Here is a 22,058-nt window from a genome sequence, read left to right on the forward strand (position 1 = left end):
GGTGGTGTCACGGCCGCGGTGACCGGTGACCCGGCGGTCTTCGTCTCGGTCTCCGCCGCCCACCAGGGCCCGGAGGGTGGCGGCCCCGTCGCCGCCATCGTCGACCTGGGCTGATCCACACCGGTCGTTTCCGGTGACAACGTCATACGTTCCGTGGGCTTGAGCCCACGGAACGTATGACGTTGCGGCGTTTTCGGGGCCGATCGCTCAGGCGGGCGGGGAGAAGATGCTGAGCTGGTTGCCCGCCGGGTCGCGCAGGTAGGCGAAGGTCGGGACGCCGGGGCCCACGTCGAGGTGCTTGCTCACGACGGTGCCGCCCAGCTCCTCGGCCGCCGCACAGGTGGCGGCGACGTCGGCGACGAGGATCGAGAAGACCGCGTGGCCCGGCATCTGGCCGCCGGTGCCGAAGATGCCGCCGGACGGCGCGCCGCCGCCGGGCGCGGTGACCAGGCGGTAGTCGAGGCCGCCGGCCTCGGAGGCCTCGTCGGTGGCGAACGACCAGGCGAACAGGCCGCCGTAGAACTTCTCGGCGCTGCCCGGGTCGTCGGTGGCGATCTCGAACCAGGCGACGGTGCCGGGGACGGGCGGGGCGGCGGGTGTGGTGGTCATGGTGCTTCCTCCTGGGAGTGTCGGACGGGTACGACGACCACGCTCCCAGCGGTTCGCGACAGCCCTATGTCGGTGTTTGCGCGGCCATCGCGAGATTCGTCTCCGGGCGCAGCGCCGCCTCCGGCCGCGCGATGACCTGCCCGGGGACCTCCGGCTCGATCGGCCGGCGCGGGCCGCGGGGGAGCGCGGGGGTGGGCTCGGCGCGGGTGATCCGGTCCATCCGGAAGACCCGGTCGTCCTCACGCAGCCGGCACCACGCGGTGAGATAGGAGCCGCGCGGCCCCACCACCACGTGTTGCGGCTCGATCTCGCGCTCGGACTCGACGCGGTCGACGTCGACGTACCCGATCCGGAGCACCTGGTGGCGCCGGACCGCCTGCCAGACGGTCTCCGCGACGTCGGCGTCGGGCGCCGCACCGACCGGGACGACGAGCCGTACCTTGGCCGCGGCGGTGCAGGCCTCGTCGAGCGCGGCCCTCGGCATCGCGGCGACGATCTTCTGCAGGGCGGTGCGAGCGTCGCGCGCAAAGAGGACATGGGCGCTGCTGCTGAGCGCCACCGCGACCGCCGTCGCCTCGCGCGGGGTGAAGTTGAGCGGTGGCAGGGTCATCGACGGGTCGAGGCTGTAGCCGCCCGTGCGGCCCTGGCGGGTGGCCAGCGGGACGCCGGCCTGGCCGAGCGCGCTCAGATCGCGCTCGATCGTGCGCACGCTGACCTCGAAGCGGGCGGCGAGCTGGGTCGCCGTCCGGCCCCGGGGCCCGGCCGCGCGCAGCTCCTCGACGAGTCCGTAGAGGCGGTCGGTCCGGTTCATGTCGGCAGGCTAGGCGCGAGCGGGGACACTCCCGGACGCTCGCGCGACGGGCCGTGCTCAGGGTCAGGTGAAGTCGCCCATGGCCCGGCTCGTGTAGTCGATGGCGCCGGGCTCGCCGGACTCGGCGGACTGAGCAGGGTCCCCGCCCACCCCGGGGCCAAACCGGCGCCGGCGGCCGCGGCGCCCGCCAACCCGGCACCAACCACGCCTCCCTAGCGTGAGCCGGGTCACAGGTCCCTCACGCTCAAGGGAGAGTCATGACCCGGATCAACCTCACCGTCGACGGCCAGCGGGTCGCCGACGACGTCGAACCCCGGATGCTGCTGGTGCAGTACCTGCGGGAGAAGCTCGGGAAGACCGGCACCGTCGTCGGCTGCGACACCAGCAACTGCGGCGCGTGCACCGTCCACCTCGACGGCAGGAGCGTGAAGTCCTGCAACGTGCTGGCCGTCCAGGCCGACGGCGGTGAGGTCACCACGATCGAGGGCCTGGCCGGCGAGGACGGTCAGCTGCACCCGGTGCAGGAGGCCTTCCGCGAGTGTCACGGCCTGCAGTGCGGCTACTGCACCCCCGGGATGATCATGCAGACCGTCGACCTGCTCGCCGAGAACCCCAGCCCGTCGGAGGAGGCGATCCGGCTCGGCCTCGAGGGCAACCTGTGCCGCTGCACGGGCTACCACAACATCGTGCGCGCGGTGCAGCACGCCGCCGGCACGACCGGCGCAGCAGAGGGGGCGTCGGCATGACCGCGACCCAGGAGCCCGCCGCGGGCACGGAGATCGGCCGCGACCGACGGCGCAAGGAGGACCAGCGCCTCATCACCGGCCGCACCCGGTGGACCGACAACATCACGCTGCCGGGGATGCTGCACCTGGCGATGGTGCGCAGCCCGTTCCCGCACGCCCGGATCACCGGCATCGAGACGGAGGCGGCGAAGCAGAGCCCGAATGTGGTCGCCGTGCTCACCGGTGCCGATCTGGGCGAGGCCCAGGGTGCCTGCATCAACGCCTGGCCCGTCGTACCGGACCAGGTCACGCCGGCCCACCTGCCGATGCCGGTCGACCGGGTCGCCTTCGCCGGCGAGACCGTCGCCGTCGTGGTCGCCCGCAGCGCCGCGGAGGCGCGCGACGCCGCCGAGCTGGTCGAGGTCGACTACGAGGAGCTCCCGGCCGCGCTCGACCTCAAGGACGCCGCGGCCGCGCACGAGAACGGCGGCGCGATCGCCCACCCCGACCTCGGCACCAACGTCAGCGCCGTGTGGCGCTTCGACTCGGCCGAGGCCGGCACCGGCGGCGACGTCGAGGCCGCGATCGCCGAGGCCCGCGAGAACGGGATCGTGATCGAGCGGGAGTACCGCCAGCAGCGGCTGATCCCGGCGTTCATGGAGCCCCGCAGCACCGTGGTCGACCCGACGGGCGAGCAGATCACCGTGTGGTCGGCTACCCAGGTGCCCCACATCCTGCGCTTCGCGATCGCCGCCACGACCGGCGTACCGGAGTCGAAGATCCGGGTGATCGCCCCCGACGTGGGCGGTGGCTTCGGCGGCAAGCTGCAGCAGACGCCTGAGGAGATGATCACCTTCGCCGTGGCCCGCCGGCTCGGCAAGCCGGTGAAGTTCACCGAGACCCGCAGCGAGTCGCTCCTCACCGCCCATCACGGTCGTGACCAGTGGCAACGACTCACCCTCGCGGCGACGAAGGACGGCCACGTCACCGGACTCAAGGTCGACCTGCTCGCCGACCTCGGCGCGTACGTCGCGATCGTCGGTGGCGGTGTGCCGGTCCTCGGCGCGTTCATGTTCAACGCGATCTACAAGTTCCCGGCGTACCAGTTCCAGACCACGAACGTCCTCACCAACAAGACCTGGACCGACGCCTACCGCGGCGCCGGCCGGCCGGAGGCGACGTTCGCGATCGAGCGGCTGATGGACGAGCTCGCCGCCGAGCTCGGCAAGGACCCGCTCGAGGTCCGGGAGCTGAACTGGATCAAGCACGAGGAGTTCCCGTTCACCACGGTGGCCGGGCTCGAGTACGACTCCGGCAACTACGAGGCCGCCACGGCGCGGGCCAAGGAGATGTTCGGGTACGACGCCCTGCGCGCCGAACAGGCCGAGCGTCGGGCCCGCAAGGACAAGGTCCAGCTCGGGATCGGCGTCTCTACCTTCACCGAGATGTGCGGTCTCGCGCCCTCGCGGGTGCTTGGCTCGCTCAACTACGGCGCGGGTGGCTGGGAGCATGCCGAGGTGCGGATGCTCGCGACCGGCAAGGTCGAGGTCGTCACCGGCGCCTCCGCCCACGGGCAGGGACACGAGACGGCGTTCAGCCAGATCGTGGCCGACCGCCTCGGCGTACCGTTCGAGGACATCGAGGTCCTGCACGGCGACACCCAGATCTCGCACAAGGGCCTGGACACCTACGGGTCCCGCAGCCTGGTCGTCGGCGGCGAGGCCCTGGTGCGGGCCGCCGACAAGGTGATCGAGAAGGCCCGGCCGATCGCGGCGCACCTGCTCGAGGCCTCCGTCGACGACCTCGAGTTCAGCGGTGGCCGGTTCGCCGTCAAGGGGACCGACCAGGGGATGGCCATCACCGAGATCGCGACCGCCGTCTTCGCCGCCCACAACCTGCCGGACGGGCTCGAGCCGTCGATCGACTCCGAGGCGACCTTCGACCCCGTGAACTTCAACTACCCGCACGGGACCCACCTGTGCGCGGTCGAGGTCGACACCGAGACCGGTCAAGTGAAGCTGCGCAGCTACGCCTGCTGCGACGACATCGGCAACGTGATCAACCCGCTCATCGTCGCCGGCCAGGTCCACGGCGGCCTGGTGCAGGGGATCGCGCAGGCGCTGTGGGAGGAGGCGGTCTACGACGACAACGGCACCCTGGTCACCGGCTCGTTCGTCGACTACCTGCTGCCCACCGCGGCCGACACGATCAGCTTCGACCTCGACCACACCACCTCGCCGGCGACGACCAACTCGCTCGGCACCAAGGGGGTCGGCGAGGCCGGCACCATCGCCTCGACCCCGGCGGTGGTGAACGCGGTCGTCGACGCGCTGCGTCCGTACGGCGTCCACGACGTCGCCATGCCGTGCACCCCGGAACGGGTATGGCGGGCGATCAACAGCGGCGGGTCCGGTGGCGAGACCACCGAGGCCGCCGCACCCCACTTCGACGAGTCGGAAGGAGCAGCCCAGTGATCCCCGCAGCCTTCGGGTACGTCGCCCCGACCTCGGTCGAGGAGGCGCTGGCGGCGCTCGCCGAGCACGGTGACGACGCCAAGATCATCGCTGGTGGCCAAAGTCTGCTCCCGGTGCTCCGGATGCGCCTGAACGCGCCGGAGTGGGTGATCGACCTCGGCCGGATCGCGTCGCTGCGCGGCGTGCGGGACGGGGGAGACCACCTCGCGATCGGTGCGATGACCACCCACCACGACGTCGGCCAGGACCCGATGGTCCACGAGCACGCGCTGCTGATCAGCAAGGCGATCACCCACCTCGCCGACGCGCAGGTGCGGCACCGCGGCACCTTCGGAGGTGCGCTCGCCCATGCCGACCCGGCCGGCGACCTGGGCGCGCCGGCGCTGGCCCTCGACGCGATCTTCGTCGTCCAGGGGCCCGGCGGCAGCCGCGAGATCCCGGCCGCGGACTTCTTCGTCGACCTCTTCGAGACCGCGATCTCCGACGACGAGATCCTGACCGAGATCCGCGTCCCGAAGTACGGCGGCTGGGGCGCGTCGTACGAGAAGTTCGTGCGCATCGCCCACCAGTGGCCGATCGTCGCGGTCGCGGCGAGCGTGCGGCTCGAGGGCGACACCATCGCCGAGGCCCGGATCGGCCTGACCAACATGGGCTCGACGCCGGTGCGGGCCCGGGCCACGGAGCAGATGCTGGCCGGGCAGCCCGCCACCGAGGAGGGCGTGGCGGCGGCCGCGGCGCTGGCCGCCGACGGCACCACGCCGCCGAGCGACCTCAACGGCGACGCCGACTACCGCCGGCACCTCGCCACGGTGCTGACCCGGCGGGCCGTGCTCGCAGCCGCGGGGAGGGGCTGACCTTGGATCTCAGCCACTCCTTCACCGTCCCCACGTCGCTCGACGCGACCTGGGCCCACTTCCAGGACATCGGCGGCCTCGCCGAGTGCTTCCCGGGCGCCCAGGTCACGGCCGTGGGCGAGGACGAGGACGGCGCGCCGACCTTCGAGGGGACCTGCAAGGTCAAGCTCGGCCCGATCGCGCTCGTCTACGCCGGCTCCGGCAAGTTCGTGGAGCGCGACGAGACCGCGCACCGCTTCGTGGTCGACGCGAAGGGCCGCGACAAGCGGGGCAACGGCACGGCGGGCGCCAAGGTCACCGTGACCATGGCCCCCGCCGGCTCCGGTGACGGCGCCACCCAGGTGGACGTGGTCACCGACCTCGCGATCACCGGCAAGCCCGCCCAGTTCGGCCGCGGGGTGATGCAGGACGTCTCCGACAAGCTGCTCGGGCAGTTCGTGTCCTGCCTCGAGCAGCGGCTCGCCGTACCTGCTGTTCCCGAGGCTCCCGTCCAACTACCGGATTCGTCGTCGGAAGCGCCGATCGAGAACGCATCCGGTAGTGACGCCGCGAGCCCGGCGGCTCCGCGCCCGGCGGCTCCGCGCCCGGAGGACGACGCGCTCGACCTGGGCTCGGCCGTGCTGCCCGTGCTCCTGAGGAGCTACGGCAAGCAGATCGGCGCCGTGCTCGTCGTCCTCCTCGGTATCGCGCTGCTGCGGCGCCGGCGTCGGCGCTGAGGCTCAGCGGACTGCTGTAACACGCCGTCCACCCGACTACCCGCCACTTGTCGGCCGAAAATGGGGCTCAGAACGCCGTTTCGGCGCCGAGAACCCCCGGGTAGTGCGGTGGACAGCGTGTTGCAGCGATCGGTCGCCGGTGGCCCGTCACCAGGTGTCGGGGCGGGTGTAGTCGTCGTCCTGGTACAGCCCCTGGTCCTCGTGCCGCTGCTCGCGGCCCCGGTCGTTCTGCTCGTCGAGCCGGTCGCGGCGCGGGTCGGACTCGCCGGGGTCCTCGGACTGCGGCGGCTCCTCAGGTTGCTCCTCGGGCTGTTCCTCGGGCGGGGGCTGGCTCTGGGCGAGCTTCTCGCGCAGTCGCTTGTCGACCGCGGCGGCGTCGGCGCTCTGGTCCGCGCCGCGGCCGGAGTCGGTCGGGCACGTCCCGGCGGCCAGGACGTCGATGCCGGCCTGGAAGGACGCCAGGGCGTCGTCGGTCGCGCCGGACGCCAGGGCCGCGTCACCGACGGCCTCGTGGGCGAGGGCCAGGTTGATCCGGACGGTGCACTCCTCGCGGCGCGGGACGTTCTCGAGGGCCGCCTCGTACGACGCGATGGCGTCGTCGTACCGCTCCCGGGCGTGCTCGGCGGTGCCCGCGTCGAAGGCGGCGACCCAGGACTCGAACCAGTTCAGTCTCCGGGTGCCGGCGAAGTCCGCGGCCGCGGCGTCGTAGTCGCCGCGGTCGAAGGCATCGCGACCGGAGGCGTTGGCCTGCAGCATCAGGGTCACCTTGAGGGCGTACGCCGCCAGCAGCAGCGTGGGCAGGAGGCCGGCCAGGAGGAGCACCCGCCGCAGGCGACGGCGGGGGTGCGCGGGACGGTCGGGCCGCGTGTTCATCGCAGCACCTCCGTCGGTCGCTCGGCACCGGTCCGCGTGGTGGAGCCGTCGCCGCCGCGGCGGGGGGCCAGCGTGTGGCGGGAGGACCACACCGCCCGCCAGCCGGCGTGCAGCTCCAGGAGGAGCAGCCCGAGGAGCAGCACGGCGGCCAGCCAGGTCAGGTCGTTCTTCGCCGGGCGCTGGTGACCGCCCGCGCCGTCGGAGTACGACGCCCGGAACGACTCCGCGACCCTCTCCAGGCCGCCGGGGCCGGTGCGGTGCTCGAAGGCGACGTCGAGCTCGTCGGCGATCTCCCTCAGGTTGTCGAGATCGGCCCGCGACACCGCGGTGTCACCGGTCTCGGGGTCCTGGACGTAGCCGAGCGAGCCGTCCAGCTCGTCGTCCTGCGGCATCGGCGCACCCTGGGGCGTGCCGTAGCCGAGGACGACGCCGCCGGCCACCAGGTCGTCGAGGTCGGCATAGGTCTGGTCGCCGTCGGTGGTGTCGCCGTCGGTGGTGTCCTCGCCGTCGCCGACGTAGACCACGATCCGGCGCCGTTCGGGGGCCTTCTCCGCCGCCCGCTCCAGCATCTCCTTCAGCTCCGGCACCGGGCGGTCGGCGCGGGAGCCGACGCCGTCCTTGGGGCCTTCGAGGTAGAGCGTCTCGACGGCGGCGTCGAAGGCGGCGCTGTCGGCGGTGAAGGGGAGCACGACCCGCGCGTCGGTGCCGAAGGCGAGCATCCCGAACCGGGCGCCGGGGAGGGCCTCGGCGAGGGCGGTCAGGTCGGCCCGAGCCCCGGTGATCCGGGGCTCGGGACCGGACTCGCCGGGGTGGTCGAGCGCCGCCATCGATCGGGTCCGGTCGATGACGACGACCACGTCGACGTCGGCGAGCTGGGTGGGGACGTCGGCCCGGCCGAAGCCGGGGCGGAGCAGGATGACCACGAACAGCAGCACGATCCCGACCCGGCGGGCCAGGACGAGGGCGGTCGCGGTGGCGGGCCTCATCGGCGGCCTTCCCCACGGCGGTCGCGGACGACGAGGACGCCCTGCGCCACCCACAGCAGCGCCAGCCCGACGAGCCCGATCCCGACCAGCCAGGTCCCGAGCCGGGGCCGGTCGAGGACCTGCACCAGCGGCGGCCGCTCGATCGGCTTGGCGTCCAGGTCGGCGATCGCATCGATCACGGCGCTGGTGCTGCCGTCCTCGCCGAGCAGCGAGAAGGTGCCGCCGGTGGCGCCGGTCGCGGCCTCGAACTCCTGGACGGCGGCGGGCCGCTCGGCGGTCTTGGGTGCGGCGATGCCGTGCACGACGACCTTCTCCTCACGGGCATAGCCGGCGGCGTCCGGCACGCTGAAGATGCCGGTGCCGATCGGCTCGTTGTCGGAGGCCAGCACGATCGCGCGGCTGCGCTCCTCGTCGCGGTGGTCGAAGCGCTGCACGCAGGACGCCAGCCCGTCGCCCATCTGCGACTGGATGTCCCAGTCGAGCACGGTGCCGGCGGTGAAGATCGCGTAGTCGTCGCTGTAGACGTCGCCGGACGCGAACGCCTTCTCGGCCGCACTCAGCTGCTCGACGACGTACTCGTAGTCGTCGGTCAACGGGAACACCGAGATCGCCGCGCCGCTCCAGATGGTCAGCCCCACCCGCTCGCCGCGCAGCCCGGAGATGATGGTGCGGAACTCGCGCAGCACGAGCGCGTCGACCTCGGCCATCGAGCCGGATGCGTCGAGGCACAGCACGATGTCGCGGGTGCGGTCCTCCTGGGTCATGGTCTGCCGCTGCTGCAGCCGGCCGGCCAGCACCACCGCGCCGGAGCAGGCCACCAGCGCCGCGACGCTCAGGCAGGTGCCGAGGACGACCTGACGGCGCACCAGGGTGCGATAGCGGGGGAGGGCGCGCAGCCGCGCGGCGTGGGCGACGTACGCCGCGCCGGTGCGCTTGGGCCGTCGCCACGGGCGCAGCCAGAGCACGAGGAGCAGCACCACGAGGCCGGCCAGCCCCACCGTCAGCCACGGCCAGCGGAAGGCGGTGGCGTCGCTGTCCCACATCAGCCCGCGCTCCCGGGGACGCGCCACGACGCGACGAGACCTCGCGCCTGCTGGACGGCCAGGTCGAACCGGTCGCGCGCGACCTCCTCATCGGGCGCGAACTCGGGCGGATAGACGAGCTCCAGCACCGTGACCAGGGCCGCGGGCGCATGGTCGCGGAGGTCGGCCAGCGCCATCGTCCGCGCGGGCAGGGGGGTCACCGCGGCGACGTAGTCGCGGACCACCTCGCTGAGCTGCTGGTGGCCGTCACGGGCCGGCAGCTCGCCCGCCCGCACCCGCTCCTCGATCCGGTCGATCCGGGCCAGCTGCCGCCTGCGTACGTCGAGAACGTCGGTGCGCTCGACGGCGGGTGGGCGTGCCGGGCGGGTGAGCCACCACGCGAGCAGGTAGTAGAGGACCAGTGCGGCGGCGAGCGCGGCCCCGATCCACAGCCACCGGTCGGCGTACCCGACGGGGCCGGCGAACTCCTCGGGGAGATCGGCCGCCGCGCGCACCACCTCAGCGACGGCGGGCATGACGGTGCCTCTCCAGCAGCCGGAAGATCGCGGTGACGGCGCCGTCGAGGTCGCGGACCCGCTCCTGCACGATGCCGAGCTGGTCGAGGCGACGCCGCATCTCCTGCGCCTCGTCGGCGACGAGGGTGGCGAGCTCGCGGTGCAGCTGCGCGTCGCGGCGCAGCCAGGCCGGGACCTCCACCCCGGCATCGATGTCGAGCAGGCGCCGATCGGCCAGCACCGGCGCCGTGGGGTCGAGGTCGCCGAGGGTCAGGTAGAGCACCTCGTGCTGGGCGGCGAGCCGGCGCAGCAGCCGCACCTGCTCCTCGGTCACGGCGCGCTCGTCGGTGACCACGAGCAGGATCGTGCGGCGCCGGATCGTCCGCACGACGTGGCGCAGGAGGGCGGTCAGGTCGCCCGGCGGGCCGTCGGCGGTGATCGCGTCGTAAACCTCACCGAGCAGGCGCTCCAGATGGAGCTCGCCGCTGCCGGGCCGGGACACGTGCCGGCGCTCCGCGTCGCCGTGGACCAGACCGATCACGTCGCCGTGCTGGACGGCGAGATAGCCGGTGACGCCGGCCACGAACACCGCCAGCTCGCGCTTCGAGGTCGGCGCGGCGCTCTCCGCCCCGATGCCTGCGAGGGCGCCAGCCCCGACGCCCGCGAGGGCGGCCATGCTGCGGCCCGTCGAGACGCAGAGCAGCACGGTGTGCTTGCGCTCGGCGACATAGCGCTTGACGAGCAGCTGCCGGCTGCGCGCCGAGGCCTTCCAGTCGATGTCCTTCACGTCGTCCCCGCGGACGTACTCGCGCAGGTCGTTGAAGTCGATGCCCCGCCCGGCATGGACCGCGGCGTACTCGCCCTCGAGCAGCCCGCGCACCTTGCGATGGGCGTGGATGGAGAGTCGCGACTTGATCCGGGTCAGGTGCGCGGTCATGCGCGGCTCACGGGGTCGGGACCGCCCGGAAGACGGCGTCGATCACCGTCTCGGGACGGACCCGGTCGGCGAGGGCCTCGAAGCTGAGGTGGAGCCGGTGCCGCAGCACGCTGTGCCGCAGCTCGCGGACGTCCTCGGGGATGACGTAGTGGCGGCCCTGGACCACGGCCATGGCGCGGGCGGCCTGGAAGAACGCGATCGACCCGCGCGGGCTGGCGCCGATCTCGACGTAGTTGCCGAGCTCGGGGCCGAGCAGCCCGGTCACGTCGCGGGTGCCCCGCACCAGCGCCGTGATGTAGCGGCGGATCGCCGGGTCGACGTACACCCGGCGGACCAGCTCCTGCAGCTCGGCGACCTCCTGGGGGCTGACCACGGCCGCGACATCGGTCATGTGCTGGCCCAGGGTGCCGTCGTCGATCCGCTCGAGGACCATCAGCTCGTCGTCCTCGGTCGGGTAGTCGATGATCTCCTTGAGCAGGAAGCGGTCCATCTGCGCGTGGGGGAGGACGTAGGTGCCCTCCTCCTCGATCGGGTTCTGGGTGGCGAGCACCATGAACGGGTCGGGCAGCGGGTGGATCGTGCCGGCGATCGACGTCTGCCGCTCCTGCATCGCCTCCAGCAGCGCCGACTGGGTCTTCGCGCTGGCGCGGTTGATCTCGTCGAGGAGCACGAAGTTGGCGTGCACCGGCCCGAGCTGGGTCTCGAACTCGTGGTTCCTCGGGTCGTAGACCTGGGTGCCGATGATGTCGCTGGGCAGCAGGTCCGGCGTGCACTGGATGCGGGCGAACCGGGCGCTGACCGCCTGCGCGAGCGTCGAGGCGGCCAGCGTCTTCGCCAGCCCGGGGACGCTCTCGAGGAGCACGTGGCCCTCGGAGAGCAGGGTGACCAGCAGCGCCGTACGGATCCGGTGCTGGCCCACGACCCGGCTGGAGAAGGCGTCGGACACCCGGCCGATCGCCTCGGTGGCGCGCGTCAGCTCCTCGGCCGACAGCGGGGTGGCCGGGTCGGCGGGGGTGCGCCGGGTGGGCCCGGCGGGGAACGCCTGCGACTGGTTGACCTGCGTCATGCGGCCCAACCTACCCAGCGGGCGGGCGTGCACACCGGGTCAGGCCAGCAGCCGGCTGCGCAGCTCGTCGTCGCGCCGCAGCCGGGCCAGGTCGCGCTCGCGACGCTCCGCGACCACGGCCATCAGCACCAGCTCCGCCGGCGCCCCCGGCGGCGGAGGCGGCGCGACGTGGGGGAGCACGTCGGCGAGCAGGGCGCGGCCCACCCGGTCGCGCGACGCGGGGTCGAGTGTGGCGAGGCGGCCGAGGAACTGGCGCACCGCCAGCGCGGTGCCCGTCGGCAGTGTGCCGAGGTCGGTACGCCGGGCCCACGAGGCCAGCTCCGGCGGCATCGGCGGCGGATGGGGCAGCCGCAGCGGGACCCGCTCGCGGACGACATAGGTGCCGGCGGCGTAGTCGCCGAGCCGCTTGCCGCGGGTGCTCAGCATGATCGAGAAGAACGCGGGCGCGCCCGAGAGCGCGTAGATCTCCACGAACCCGATCAGCGCCCGGACCAGCGCGTGCTGGAAGCTGATCGGCCCGCCGTCGTCGCGCACCGCCCGCAGCCCCAGCGCCAGCTTGCCGAGCGAGCGGCCGCGGGTCAGCGTCTCCACCGTGGTCGGCAGGACCAGGAAGGTCAGCACCATCGTCAGCACCGTGGCGGCGCCGAAGAGCGCGTTGTCGCCGAACGGCGACGCGGCGACGCTGAGCAGGATGAACAGCGCCACGAACGTGAACAGGGTGACCAGGACGTCGATCAGGCCGCTCGCCATCCGCAGCCCGAGCGAGGCCGCCGGCAGGTCGAGCGCGACGCCCTCGCCGGTGACGAGGTCGTCGGCGGTGACGGTGGCGAAGTCGGACGTGGGCATCGGTCTCAGGGTAGGGGGTGGGCCGATGCAGGAGGTGGGGCGTCGGTCAGCAGGACGACGCCTGGTGCGCCGTCGTAGATGGCGTCGCCCGCCAGAAGTGCGGCGCCCTTCGCTATGGCGCTCGCCGCCACCCAGCGATCGGCTGCGTGCTGCTTGGCGTGCAATGCGTGTCCGCGGCGACGGCACTCGGCCGTGAGTTGCGCGTGGGCATCGATCACCGAGTTGTCGGAGCGGATGGTCGGAGTTCTGTCGAGGACGCTCCGGAGATGGTGTTGCCGCCGCGCTCCCCAGCCGGCAGTCAGGGCACCGGCAAGCAGCTCGGCTCGCGTCTGGAAGGAGATGAGGACCCTACGGCCCCGGAGGGTGTCCCTCCAGGCGGACACCCGCGGATCGGGTGAGTGCCGGTGGACGAACAGGTGGCTGAACACGTCGGTGTCCACGACCGCGACCGCGAGCGGGCTCACCCACAGGCCGCCTTCAGGAAGGAGACGAACTCGTCCTCGCTCAGGTCGATGCCACCGCGCGGGTCTGGGCCGGGAGCCGAGGCGAGGATCTCATCGAGATCCATCTCCTCATGATCCTCGAACACTCGTGCCGGGTCGTCCAGGCGCTCGACGGTGACGTCATCGAGCGCGACCAGACGTCCGGAGACGAGCACGGCCCGGCCCGTCGCGAGCACCCATTGGCCGACGAGATGAGCAGCCGGAAGATCGTCGTCGACGTGCTTGAGATCGACGGCGTGGCCGACGTCGTCCCGCACGCGGAACTCGTGCGTCCGGAGGTCGACCTTCTCCAGCCGGCCCCTCGCCGTCACCACCGTGTCGGTCAGCTCGCGCGGGGTCGTCCACGTCTCGACGTGGATCTCGCTGGACTCGATCTCGACCGAGCGGCGGTCCGCGTCGCTCAGCGAGGCCCGAGGGGCCGCGTCGCGCAAGGCGGCCACGAATTTGCCCGCACTCTCGGCGATCAGGTCGGTGACCCACGCGGGGCGGGAGTCCGCGCGGATGGCTTCGACGATCTCCCAGAAGCGCCCCTCGGCCATCCGGTGCTGTTCGAGGTCGACATCGAGTCTGTCCGCCGGCCCTTTGGCGAACCGAAGGACGGTGCTCCCGGGTTCGATCGCTCGCAGCCTGAGCTCGGCGAACTCCTCCATGAAACGCATCGTGCGGCCTGGGCCGGGCGTGTTCACGACGTCGCGACCGATGCGCGTGGTCAACTCCTGCAGGGCCGTCGTCAGTGCGGCAAGGTCCTTCACGACCACCTCGCCAGCCGGTACGGGCGCGTCGATGAGCCGCAGCTCGAGATCCTTCGTCATGGCAGGCACCTCCTGCGTTCATTCTGCGGCATCCACCGCCGGCTTGCGATCCTCGCCCGAACCCTCGACAGAACGGCGCGGGAGGTCGGCGGGACCACCGGATAGTCTCGCTCCGTGCCGCGCATCGACCTCGACGCCTACGTGGCGGCCCACTCCCACGCGTGGGTCCGGCTGGACCAGCTGGTGCGGCAGCGGCGGCGCACGGGAGCGGAGGCCGACGAGCTGGTCGACCGCTACCAGCAGGTCGCCACCCACCTGTCCGTCGTCCGGACCTCGGCGCCGGACGGCGAGCTGGTCGCCCACCTATCGTCGCTGCTCGGCCGGGCGCGGATCGCGATGCTGGCGGCCCGGGTGCCGAGCTGGCGGGGGCTGGCCTCCTTCTTCACCGAGCGGTTCCCGGCCGCGCTCTACGAGCTGCGCTGGTGGTGGCTCGGCTGCGTGGCCGGCAATGTCGTGGTGGTCGCGGTGATGATGATCTGGCTCGGCCAGCATCCCCAGGTGGAGCAGAGCCTGCTCTCGCCGCAGGAGGTCGACCAGCTGGTCAACAGCGACTTCGAGAGCTACTACAGCGAGAACGCGGCCGGCGCCTTCGCCACCCACGTGTGGATCAACAACGCCTGGGTCAGCGCGCTGTGCATCGGCCTCGGGATCCTCGGGCTGCCGGTGCTCTACCTGCTCTTCCAGAACGTCGCGAACCTCGCGATCGTCGGCTCGATCATGACGCGTCACGACCGCGGCGAGCTGTTCTGGGGGCTGATCATCCCGCACGGCCTGCTGGAGCTCACCTGCGTCTTCGTCGCGGGTGGAGTGGGGCTGCGACTGTTCTGGTCGTGGATCGAGCCCGGCGGCCTCTCCCGCGCCGGGTCGCTCGCGCGGGCCGGCCGCACGGCGGTCACGGTCGCCCTCGGCCTTGCCGTGTGCCTGTTCGTCAGCGGCATCATCGAGGCGTTCGTGACGCCGTCGCCGCTGCCCACCTGGGCGCGGATCGCGATCGGCGTCCTCGCGGAGGCGGTGTTCCTGGCCTACGTCTTCGTGGTCGGCCGGGCGGCCGTCTCCCGCGGCGCCACCGGCGACGTGGCCGCGTCGCTGCTCGAGGACCGGGTCGCCACCCAGGCCTGAGCGGCGACGGTCGCTCACTACGCTGGAGCCATGAGCCGGGCGGTCGTGGTGGGGGCGGGGATCGCCGGACTGACCGCGGCCCGCAGCCTGGCCGACGCCGGGCTCGACGTGCTCGTCCTCGAGGCGACCGACCGACCCGGCGGCAAGCTCCGGTCCGGCGAGGTCGCCGGGGTCACCGTCGACGTCGGCGCCGAGGCGATGCTGCACCGGCGTCCCGAGGGCACCGCGCTGGCGACCGAGCTGGGCCTGCCGCTCACCCATCCCACCGCCGCCACGTCGCGGGTCTGGACCCGCGAGGCGCTGCGCCGGCTGCCGCGCACCGTGATGGGTGCGCCCGTCGATCTCGACGACCTCGCGGACTCCGGGATCCTCTCCGCCGAGGGTCTCGCGCGGGCCCGCCGGCAGGCGGTCGCACAGCCCGACGGCGACGTCTCCGTCGGCGACCTCGTCGGCGCGCGGTACGGCGACGAGGTGGTGGACCGCCTCGTCGAGCCGCTCCTCGGCGGGGTCTACGCCGGCCAGGCCCGGCGCATCTCCACACGCTCCGCGGTGCCCCAGCTGCTCGACCTGCTGGCCCGGCCGGAGGTGACCCTCCCCGCCCCGGCAGCCGGCGCCCCGCCGGTCTTCGCCGCCGTCGCGGGCGGCATGTGGCGACTGCCCGGGGCGCTCGACGCGGACCTGCGGGACCGCGGCTCCACCGAGGTCCGCTACGACGCGCCGGTGACCGCGCTCCGTCGTACCTCCGCGGGGTTCGCGGTGACCACCCCGGCCGGCGACGAGGCGGCGGCTCGCCTCGTCCTGGCGACCCCCGCCGCCCCGGCGGCGCGGCTGCTCGCCGAGCTCGCCCCCGCCGCGGCCACCGAGCTGGCGGGGATCGCCTACGCATCGGTCGCCCTGGTCACGTTCGCGTTCCGCGCCGCCGACCCGGGCGTCGCGGAGGCGCTGGACACCGGCGCCTCCGGCTTCCTCGTCCCGCCGGTCGACGGCCGCCGGGTCAAGGCGTCCACCTTCTCCTTCGCCAAGTGGGACTGGGTGCGCGATGCGGGGGAGGGGCTCCTCGTCCTGCGCACCTCCCTCGGCCGGTACGGCGAGGAGGCCAGTCTGCAGGTCCCGGACGAGGCGCTCGTCCGGGCCTCGCTCGCCGATCTCGCGGAGGCGACCGGTCTCGCCGCGGTGCCGGTCGACGCGGTCGTGCAGCGCTGGGGCGGCGGCCTGCCGCAGTACTGGGTCGGCCACGCCGACCGGATCGCCCGCATCCGCGCCGCCGTCGCGCAGGTGCCGGGGATCGCGGTCTGCGGGGCCGCCTACGACGGAGTCGGGATCCCCGCCACCATCGGGTCGGCCCGGCGAGCGGTCGCGGACCTGCTCGTCTGACGGGCGCCGGGCGAAGCTTGCCGTGTTGTCCCTGTGCCGCGGGACACCGGGCCCGGGATGGTCCTGCCATGACAGCTCACACCCACGTCCCCCCGACCGCACTCGACCAGGCCGCGCCGCACGACGAGCCGGTCGTCTACCCGCCGACCCGCTGGGCGCTGGCGGGTCTCGGGGCCGGTCTCGCCGGCCTCGGGATGATGATCTCGTCGTCGATGGTGGACGCCGTCTACGACGAGAAGATCCAGGGCGACGCCGTCGCCATCAACGAGCGTCTCGGCGACCTGGTGCCGCAGATGCTCGCCTTCCACCTCAGCGCGATGATCGGCGCCGTCCTCATGGTCGTCTTCGCGGCCGGGCTGTTCCGCCGGATGCGGGCGAGCGTGCCGGCCGACAGCGTGCTCCCGCTGGTCGCGTTCTCCGGCGTCCTCATCACCGCGATCATGCTCGTCGTCGGCACCGGCCTCGACACGGAGTTCATCTTCGCCGCCGGCTCCGACATGGTCGTCCCCGAGGACGCCGCGATGTTCAACCACTGGATCGGCACCGTCCCGTGGTGCTGGGGCCTGCTCGGCCTGTCCGGCATCGCGCTCTTCGGCGCGGCCCGCCACGGCGGCGTACCGAAGTGGCTGGGCCTGGTCGGCCTCCTCGGTGGCGGCCTGACCCTGCTGCTCGGCATCTCGCCGCTGCAGTACATGGCCGGCATGACCGGCCCGATCGGCCTGCTGGTGATCGCGATCGGCTTCCTCGCTGGTGACAAGGCCTTCCGCGGCCGAGCGTGAGAGGCCGGCCCAATTCGGCCGGTCCGCACCATGGGGGTGCGGACCGGCTGCACAATGTGCCGGTGCAGGAGCAGGCCGTCAGCCGTCCGCGCGGCCCGATGGTCGTCGCGGTCCTCGTCGTCCCCGCCGTCTGCGTCGTGCTGCTGCCGGTCACGGTCTGGCTCGACCTGGGTGCGCCGACCTCCGGCGTGGGATACGACGTCGCGCTCGGGCCGGGCTGGCCGTGGACGTTGATCGGTGCCCTGCTGGGCTCGCTCGCCGGAATCATCCTGACGAAGGAGCCGCGGCAGCGGGTCGGCTGGGTCCTCGCCGGCTCGGGCCTCTTCTGGGCGCTCGACGGCCTCGCGCAGAGCTACATCCTGTCCGGTCTGCGGGAGACCGGCTCGTGGCCGGGAATGACCTTCGCGCTGTGGTTCCTCAACCGCTTCGGGTCCTACCTGACGGCGGTGACCGCGGTGCTGGTGATGATCTTCCCGACCGGCCGCTTCCTGCCCGGTCGCTGGGGGACCGCGTCCTGGGTCGCCACGACCGCGATGGCGATCAGTGGCCTGTGCTTCCTCGTCCTCCCGGCCGAGGGTGATCGCGCGATCGACGGCCTGCCGGCAGGCGTCGACGAGAACCCGACCTCGATCGGCGCCCTCTCCGGGCACGGTGACCAGGTCGCGACACTCGGGCTCACGCTCGGCATCGCCGGCTTCTTCTTCGCGCTGCTCTCCGTGATCGTGCGCTACCGCCGCTCCGCGGGCCTCGATCGCGACCGGATGCGCTGGCTGCTCTGGAGCGTCATCGTCATCCTCGTCGTGAGCGTGGCGACCCTGGTCCTCTCGGTGCCCGACGGTGACTTCATCGGCGCCCTGGTGGCGTCGGTCGTGCCACCGATGGCCATGACGATCGCGATCGTCCGCCCGACGCTGGTGTCGATCCAGGACCTGCTCGCTCGCACGGCAGTGCTGTCCGCCGTCTTCGCCGTGCTCGTCGCCGCGGACGCGCTGGCGCTGTGGCTGCTCACCCTGGTCCTCGACGACGAGCTCACCCAGGCCCAGGTCGTCGGTGTGGTCCTCATCGTCGCCGTCCTCCTCTACGGGCCGCTGCGGCAGCGGCTCTCGGCCGCGGTGCGGCGGCTGATGCTCGGCGAGCGCGGCGACCGGTACGACGCCGTGGCGGGCCTCGCCTCCACGCTGGAGAACACCGACGACTCCGCCGAGCAGCTCGCTGCGGTGGCCCGCGCGGTGGCGTCGGCCTTCGCGGTGTCCTTCGTCAGCGTCGAGGTCGACCGCGCGCACGGCGAGCGCCTGGTCACGACCTTCGGCGACCGGCCGCCCGAGGTCCGGACCCTCCCCATCACCTGGCGCGACACCACGATCGGCCGCCTGGTGCTGCCCGCGCGAGGCCTGCGCAGCCGGCTCTCCGAGCAGGACGAGGAGCTCCTCGGCGACCTGGTGCGCCAGGCCGCGACCGCCGCCCGCACCAGCCAGCTCGCGGAGGAGGTCCAGCGCAGCCGCGAGCGGCTGGTCACCGCCCGGGAGGAGGAGCGGCGCCGGATCCGCCGCGACCTGCACGACGGATTCGGCCCGGCGCTGAGCGGCATCGTCTTCCAGCTGGAGGCGGCCCGGATGACCGTCGAGCGCGACCCGGTGCGGGCCCGGGACCAGCTGGAGACGATCAGCGCCCAGGTCCAGGAGGTCGTCGCCGACGTACGAGGGCTGGTGCACGACCTGCGCCCGCCGGCCCTCGACGACCGGGGGCTCGTGGGCGCGCTGCGCCAGCAGGCCGAGCACCTCGCCGTCCCGCTCGACGTGACCGCCCCGGACGACCTGCGCCTGCCCGCGGCGGTCGAGGTCGCGGCGTACCGGATCGTGGGGGAGGCCCTCACCAATGTCGCCCGGCACGCGGACGCCGCGCGCGTGCGCCTGCTGGTCGAGAACGCCGGCGACGCGCTGGTGCTCGAGGTCGCCGACGACGGGCGCGGCATCCCCGCCGACCGGGCCGCCGGTGTCGGCCTGGCCAGCCTGCGCGAGCGCGCCGCCGAGCTCGGCGGTACCACCACCATTACCAGCCCACCGGACGGCGGCACCGTCGTCCGGGCCCGCCTGCCACTGAGGAGCCCCGCATGAGCAGCGCCACCGGAGCATCCGGCCCGGTCCGGGTCGTCGTGGTCGACGACCACCAGATCGTCCGCGACGGGCTGACCTCGTTGCTGGGGGCGCTCGACGGGATCGACGTGGTCGGGTCCGCCGCGGACGGCCGGGAGGCGGTGCACGTCGTCGAGGAGACGGCGCCCGACCTGGTGGTCATGGACATCCAGATGCCGCACCTCGACGGCATCGAGGCGACGCGCTTCCTGACCGGCCGCGACCCCGCCCTGCGGGTCGTGATGCTGACCATGAACGAGGACGACGACACCGTGCTCAGCGCGATCCGCGCCGGTGCCTGTGGCTACCTGCTCAAGGGCGCCGGCGCCGACGAGGTGCAGCACGCGATCCGGTCGGCGGCCGCGGGCGGCATGGTGTTCGGCGCGAGTCTGGCCGCCAAGGTCGCGGGCTTCTTCGCCGGCGCCGTCCCCGCCGCCCGGGCGGCCGACGAGCCGTTCCCCGAGCTGACCGACCGCGAGCGCGACGTACTCCAGCAGATCGCCGCCGGGCGGAGCAACGACGAGATCGCGGCCGCGCTCTACGTGTCCAACAAGACCGTCCGCAACGCGGTCTCGGCGATCTACGCCAAGCTCCACGCCACGGGTCGCGCCGACGCCATCGTCAAGGCCAGGGAGGCGGGCTACGGCCGCGACTGAGGTCCCGGCACAATGGCAGGCATGTCGGACCAGGACCCCCAGACTCAGGACCCGCAGGCGCACGTCAAGTCCAACGCGGCGAAGATCAACGAGCTCAACGACACCGTCCGCTTCACCATGTGGTCGGTCTTCCGGCTCGAGCAGCCGCTCGGCTCCGACGACGTCGTCCGCAAGAACGAGACCGCCGAGCTCGAGGCGTTCCTCGCCGACCTGGCCGCGGAGGACATCGTCGTCCGGGGCCTGTACGACGTCGCGGGACTGCGCGCCGACGCGGACCTGATGATCTGGTGGCATGCCGCCACCAGCGACCAGCTCCAGGACGCCTACCACCGGCTGCGGCGTACGGCCTTCGGCGCGCGGCTCGCTCCGGTCTGGTCGCAGATGGCGCTGCACCGCCCGGCCGAGTTCAACCGCAGCCACCTGCCGGCCTTCCTCGCCGAGGAGCGCGCCCACGCCTATGCCGCCGTCTATCCCTTCGTCCGCTCCTACGAGTGGTACCTCCTCGACGACGCCGAGCGTCGCCGCCTGCTCGCCGAGCACGGCCAGATGGCGCGGGGCTATCCCGACGTGCGGGCCAACACCGTCCCGAGCTTCGCGCTCGGCGACTACGAGTGGATCCTCGCCTTCGAGGCCGACGACCTGACCCGGATCGTCGACCTGATGCGTCACCTGCGCGGCTCGGAGACCCGTCGCCACGTGCGCGAGGAGGTGCCGTTCTACACCGGTCGGCGGGTGGGCTTCGCCGAGCTGCTGGCGGCGCTGCCCTGATTCCCGGCGTGCCGGACTTGCAAAGTCTATTGACTTACTCCACTATGGAGGCATGACCCGCCTCCCTCTCGTCCTGCGCGGCACCCTCCGGGGCCCCGGGCCGTGTTGTCGCTGCTGTTGATCCGCACCCGATCCAGCACCGACCACCCCCGGAGGAACCCGATGACCCAGCTCGCCGTCCTGCCCCTGCTCGAGGTCGTGCGCGACCACGCCACCGACCCCGACCTGCTCCACCTCCTCGACCACGACCCGCACGAGCGCTCGTGGATCCGCCTGCTCACGACCGACGACTACGAGCTCTGGTTGATCTCCTGGCCGCCGGGCGCCGCGACCGACTGGCATGACCACGGGCCCTCGGCCGGCGCGTTCACCGTCCTCGACGGTCGGCTCACCGAGCACACCTTCGACGGCGGGCTGCGGCTGATCGACCTCGGCGTGGGCGACGGCAAGGCGTTCGGCGCCGGCTACGCCCACGACGTGCGCAACGCCGGCGACCGCCCCGCGCTCTCGCTGCACGCGTACTCGCCGCGCCTGCACGCCATGACCCGCTTCCGTTTCCGCGGCGACCGGCTCGAGGTGCTCGGCGTGGAGCGGGCGGGGGAGGAGTGGTGAGCATCCTCGCCCCCGTCACCCCCGTCCGGTACGACGGCGTGGACGCCCTCCTCGCCGACGCCCGGTCCCGCCTCGACCGGATCAGCCCGCGCGCGGCGTTCCAGGAGCTGGTCACCGTTGACCAGGTGCTCCTGGTCGACATCCGCCCCGCCGCCCAGCGTGCCCTCGAGGGCGAGGTCGCCGCCTGGCTGCCCGCCCTCGTGGTCGAGCGCAACGTCCTCGAGTGGCGCTTCGACCCGCGCAGCGACGCCCGGCTGCCCGAGGCGTCGTACGAGCGCCGGGTGATCGTGCTGTGCCAGGAGGGCTACACCTCCTCCCTCGCCGCCGACGCGCTGCGCAGCATCGGCGTGCACCGGGCCACCGACGTCGTCGGCGGGTTCGCGGCGTGGCGGGCCGCCGGGATGCCCGTCGCGGGGGTCGCGGCGTGACCGGCTGAGTACGCTCGGAGACATGGCATACGAAGTCGAGAAGACGGATGAGGAGTGGCGCGCGGAGCTGGCTCCCGAGGAGTACCAGGTGCTCCGCCAGGCCGGCACCGAGCGGGCCTTCACCGGTGAGTACACCGACACCGAGACCACCGGCGTCTACCGCTGCAAGGCCTGCCAGGCCAAGCTGTTCGAGTCCGACGCGAAGTTCCACTCCGGCTGCGGCTGGCCGAGCTTCTACCAGCCGATCAGTGACACGATCGAGTACCTCGAGGACGACTCGCACGGCATGAAGCGGGTCGAGGTGCGCTGTGCCAACTGCGGCTCCCACCTCGGGCATGTCTTCCCCGACGGCTACGGCACCCCGACCGGCGACCGGTACTGCATCAACTCGATCAGCCTCACCCTGGAGCCAGCGGACCAGGCCTGACTCCGCATAGGGTC

Annotated in this window: 25 protein-coding genes; 14 read left to right on the forward strand and 11 right to left on the reverse strand. The window is 72.9% G+C overall.

From position 1 onward, the window contains the following. The coding region (locus tag RB608_RS00005) for a ring-opening amidohydrolase (RefSeq protein ID WP_308086240.1) at nt 1-114 on the forward strand (114 nt) is incomplete at its 5' end. A gap of 93 nt (nt 115-207) precedes the next feature. On the opposite strand, the gene RB608_RS00010 is transcribed toward RB608_RS00005, so the two are convergent. Next, complete coding sequence (locus RB608_RS00010; RefSeq protein WP_308085720.1) at nt 208-609, reverse strand: VOC family protein; 402 nt, start codon at nt 607-609, stop codon at nt 208-210. Between the two features lie 64 nt (nt 610-673). Then, a complete protein-coding gene (locus tag RB608_RS00015) occupies nt 674-1,420 on the reverse strand; it encodes a YafY family protein (RefSeq protein ID WP_308085721.1) in 747 nt (248 codons plus the stop codon). Nucleotides 1,421-1,677: 257 nt separating this feature from the next. Between RB608_RS00015 and RB608_RS00020 the strand changes: the two genes are divergently transcribed. From RB608_RS00020 to RB608_RS00035, 4 genes are read left to right on the forward strand one after another with little or no spacing between them, the layout of a single operon-like run. Further along, nucleotides 1,678-2,166 (forward strand): (2Fe-2S)-binding protein, encoded by a 489-nt coding sequence (locus tag RB608_RS00020; protein ID WP_257427488.1) that lies wholly within the window; start codon nt 1,678-1,680, stop codon nt 2,164-2,166. Beyond that, the gene (locus RB608_RS00025; protein WP_308085722.1) at nt 2,163-4,619 is read left to right on the forward strand and encodes a xanthine dehydrogenase family protein molybdopterin-binding subunit; all 2,457 of its coding nucleotides are present in this window, start codon (nt 2,163-2,165) and stop codon (nt 4,617-4,619) included. The genes RB608_RS00020 and RB608_RS00025 overlap by 4 nt, the downstream gene beginning before the upstream one ends. After that, nucleotides 4,616-5,473, forward strand: a complete 858-nt coding sequence (locus tag RB608_RS00030; protein WP_308085723.1) for a xanthine dehydrogenase family protein subunit M — start codon at nt 4,616-4,618, stop codon at nt 5,471-5,473. Before RB608_RS00025 ends, RB608_RS00030 begins: the two co-directional genes overlap by 4 nt. Nucleotides 5,474-5,475: 2 nt before the next feature. Then, nucleotides 5,476-6,189: an SRPBCC family protein gene (locus tag RB608_RS00035; RefSeq protein ID WP_308085724.1), complete on the forward strand. Its 714-nt coding sequence runs from the start codon at nt 5,476-5,478 to the stop codon at nt 6,187-6,189. 147 nt (nt 6,190-6,336) lie between these two features. Here RB608_RS00035 and RB608_RS00040 read toward each other — a convergent pair whose 3' ends face one another. From RB608_RS00040 to RB608_RS00080, 9 genes are read right to left on the reverse strand one after another with little or no spacing between them, the layout of a single operon-like run. Next, entirely contained in the window at nt 6,337-7,062 is a 726-nt protein-coding gene (locus RB608_RS00040) for a hypothetical protein (protein ID WP_308085725.1), read from the reverse strand. Next, nucleotides 7,059-8,048 (reverse strand): VWA domain-containing protein, encoded by a 990-nt coding sequence (locus tag RB608_RS00045; protein ID WP_308085726.1) that lies wholly within the window; start codon nt 8,046-8,048, stop codon nt 7,059-7,061. Before RB608_RS00045 ends, RB608_RS00040 begins: the two co-directional genes overlap by 4 nt. Then, nucleotides 8,045-9,118: a hypothetical protein gene (locus RB608_RS00050; protein WP_308085727.1), complete on the reverse strand. Its 1,074-nt coding sequence runs from the start codon at nt 9,116-9,118 to the stop codon at nt 8,045-8,047. The genes RB608_RS00045 and RB608_RS00050 overlap by 4 nt, the downstream gene beginning before the upstream one ends. Beyond that, nucleotides 9,091-9,606, reverse strand: coding sequence for a hypothetical protein (locus tag RB608_RS00055; protein WP_308085728.1), 516 nt, complete (start codon nt 9,604-9,606; stop codon nt 9,091-9,093). Before RB608_RS00055 ends, RB608_RS00050 begins: the two co-directional genes overlap by 28 nt. Beyond that, nucleotides 9,590-10,522, reverse strand: coding sequence for a DUF58 domain-containing protein (locus RB608_RS00060; RefSeq protein WP_308085729.1), 933 nt, complete (start codon nt 10,520-10,522; stop codon nt 9,590-9,592). Before RB608_RS00060 ends, RB608_RS00055 begins: the two co-directional genes overlap by 17 nt. Before the next feature lie 7 nt (nt 10,523-10,529). Then, on the reverse strand, nt 10,530-11,588 hold the full coding sequence (locus RB608_RS00065) for a MoxR family ATPase (RefSeq protein WP_308085730.1): 1,059 nt from the start codon (nt 11,586-11,588) through the stop codon (nt 10,530-10,532). Between the two features lie 39 nt (nt 11,589-11,627). Further along, on the reverse strand, nt 11,628-12,434 hold the full coding sequence (locus tag RB608_RS00070; protein WP_308085731.1) for an RDD family protein: 807 nt from the start codon (nt 12,432-12,434) through the stop codon (nt 11,628-11,630). Between the two features lie 5 nt (nt 12,435-12,439). Beyond that, complete coding sequence (locus RB608_RS00075; RefSeq protein WP_308085732.1) at nt 12,440-12,898, reverse strand: PIN domain-containing protein; 459 nt, start codon at nt 12,896-12,898, stop codon at nt 12,440-12,442. Continuing rightward, nucleotides 12,895-13,749: a hypothetical protein gene (locus RB608_RS00080; protein ID WP_308085733.1), complete on the reverse strand. Its 855-nt coding sequence runs from the start codon at nt 13,747-13,749 to the stop codon at nt 12,895-12,897. The genes RB608_RS00075 and RB608_RS00080 overlap by 4 nt, the downstream gene beginning before the upstream one ends. Before the next feature lie 114 nt (nt 13,750-13,863). On the opposite strand from RB608_RS00080, the gene RB608_RS00085 reads away from it, so the two are divergent. From RB608_RS00085 to msrB, 9 genes are all read left to right on the forward strand, one after another. Beyond that, entirely contained in the window at nt 13,864-14,868 is a 1,005-nt protein-coding gene (locus tag RB608_RS00085) for a stage II sporulation protein M (RefSeq protein ID WP_308085734.1), read from the forward strand. A 30-nt stretch (nt 14,869-14,898) separates the two neighbouring features. Continuing rightward, nucleotides 14,899-16,242, forward strand: a complete 1,344-nt coding sequence (locus RB608_RS00090) for an FAD-dependent oxidoreductase (RefSeq protein WP_308085735.1) — start codon at nt 14,899-14,901, stop codon at nt 16,240-16,242. 68 nt (nt 16,243-16,310) lie between these two features. After that, nucleotides 16,311-17,021 carry a hypothetical protein gene (locus RB608_RS00095; RefSeq protein WP_308085736.1) on the forward strand — a complete coding sequence of 237 codons (711 nt, stop codon included), beginning with the start codon at nt 16,311-16,313 and terminating at the stop codon, nt 17,019-17,021. Nucleotides 17,022-17,083: 62 nt separating this feature from the next. Then, nucleotides 17,084-19,135 carry a GAF domain-containing sensor histidine kinase gene (locus RB608_RS00100; protein WP_308085737.1) on the forward strand — a complete coding sequence of 684 codons (2,052 nt, stop codon included), beginning with the start codon at nt 17,084-17,086 and terminating at the stop codon, nt 19,133-19,135. Beyond that, the gene (locus RB608_RS00105) at nt 19,132-19,809 is read left to right on the forward strand and encodes a response regulator transcription factor (protein ID WP_308085738.1); all 678 of its coding nucleotides are present in this window, start codon (nt 19,132-19,134) and stop codon (nt 19,807-19,809) included. The genes RB608_RS00100 and RB608_RS00105 overlap by 4 nt, the downstream gene beginning before the upstream one ends. 21 nt (nt 19,810-19,830) lie before the next feature. Continuing rightward, nucleotides 19,831-20,577, forward strand: a complete 747-nt coding sequence (gene hemQ, locus RB608_RS00110; RefSeq protein WP_308085739.1) for a hydrogen peroxide-dependent heme synthase — start codon at nt 19,831-19,833, stop codon at nt 20,575-20,577. A gap of 162 nt (nt 20,578-20,739) precedes the next feature. After that, on the forward strand, nt 20,740-21,189 hold the full coding sequence (locus tag RB608_RS00115) for a cysteine dioxygenase family protein (RefSeq protein ID WP_308085740.1): 450 nt from the start codon (nt 20,740-20,742) through the stop codon (nt 21,187-21,189). Further along, on the forward strand, nt 21,186-21,617 hold the full coding sequence (locus tag RB608_RS00120) for a rhodanese-like domain-containing protein (RefSeq protein WP_308085741.1): 432 nt from the start codon (nt 21,186-21,188) through the stop codon (nt 21,615-21,617). The genes RB608_RS00115 and RB608_RS00120 overlap by 4 nt, the downstream gene beginning before the upstream one ends. Nucleotides 21,618-21,639: 22 nt before the next feature. Next, nucleotides 21,640-22,044 (forward strand): peptide-methionine (R)-S-oxide reductase MsrB, encoded by a 405-nt coding sequence (gene msrB / locus RB608_RS00125; protein WP_308085742.1) that lies wholly within the window; start codon nt 21,640-21,642, stop codon nt 22,042-22,044. Nucleotides 22,045-22,058 lie beyond the last annotated feature (14 nt).

The sequence above is a fragment of the Nocardioides sp. LHD-245 genome (genome assembly GCF_030929495.1).
GTDB lineage: Bacteria > Actinomycetota > Actinomycetes > Propionibacteriales > Nocardioidaceae > Nocardioides.

Bases quoted from the DNA above. Each gene is read 5' to 3' on its own strand.
- RB608_RS00010 (WP_308085720.1), bottom strand. From the start codon at position 609: ATGACCACCACACCCGCCGCCCCGCCCGTCCCCGGCACCGTCGCCTGG.
- RB608_RS00015 (WP_308085721.1), bottom strand. From the start codon at position 1,420: ATGAACCGGACCGACCGCCTCTACGGACTCGTCGAGGAGCTGCGCGCG.
- RB608_RS00020 (WP_257427488.1), top strand. From the start codon at position 1,678: ATGACCCGGATCAACCTCACCGTCGACGGCCAGCGGGTCGCCGACGAC.
- RB608_RS00025 (WP_308085722.1), top strand. From the start codon at position 2,163: ATGACCGCGACCCAGGAGCCCGCCGCGGGCACGGAGATCGGCCGCGAC.
- RB608_RS00040 (WP_308085725.1), bottom strand. From the start codon at position 7,062: ATGAACACGCGGCCCGACCGTCCCGCGCACCCCCGCCGTCGCCTGCGG.
- RB608_RS00045 (WP_308085726.1), bottom strand. From the start codon at position 8,048: ATGAGGCCCGCCACCGCGACCGCCCTCGTCCTGGCCCGCCGGGTCGGG.
- RB608_RS00055 (WP_308085728.1), bottom strand. From the start codon at position 9,606: ATGCCCGCCGTCGCTGAGGTGGTGCGCGCGGCGGCCGATCTCCCCGAG.
- RB608_RS00060 (WP_308085729.1), bottom strand. From the start codon at position 10,522: ATGACCGCGCACCTGACCCGGATCAAGTCGCGACTCTCCATCCACGCC.
- RB608_RS00065 (WP_308085730.1), bottom strand. From the start codon at position 11,588: ATGACGCAGGTCAACCAGTCGCAGGCGTTCCCCGCCGGGCCCACCCGG.
- RB608_RS00070 (WP_308085731.1), bottom strand. From the start codon at position 12,434: ATGCCCACGTCCGACTTCGCCACCGTCACCGCCGACGACCTCGTCACC.
- RB608_RS00080 (WP_308085733.1), bottom strand. From the start codon at position 13,749: ATGACGAAGGATCTCGAGCTGCGGCTCATCGACGCGCCCGTACCGGCT.
- RB608_RS00090 (WP_308085735.1), top strand. From the start codon at position 14,899: ATGAGCCGGGCGGTCGTGGTGGGGGCGGGGATCGCCGGACTGACCGCG.
- RB608_RS00095 (WP_308085736.1), top strand. From the start codon at position 16,311: ATGACAGCTCACACCCACGTCCCCCCGACCGCACTCGACCAGGCCGCG.
- RB608_RS00105 (WP_308085738.1), top strand. From the start codon at position 19,132: ATGAGCAGCGCCACCGGAGCATCCGGCCCGGTCCGGGTCGTCGTGGTC.
- hemQ (WP_308085739.1), top strand. From the start codon at position 19,831: ATGTCGGACCAGGACCCCCAGACTCAGGACCCGCAGGCGCACGTCAAG.
- RB608_RS00115 (WP_308085740.1), top strand. From the start codon at position 20,740: ATGACCCAGCTCGCCGTCCTGCCCCTGCTCGAGGTCGTGCGCGACCAC.
- msrB (WP_308085742.1), top strand. From the start codon at position 21,640: ATGGCATACGAAGTCGAGAAGACGGATGAGGAGTGGCGCGCGGAGCTG.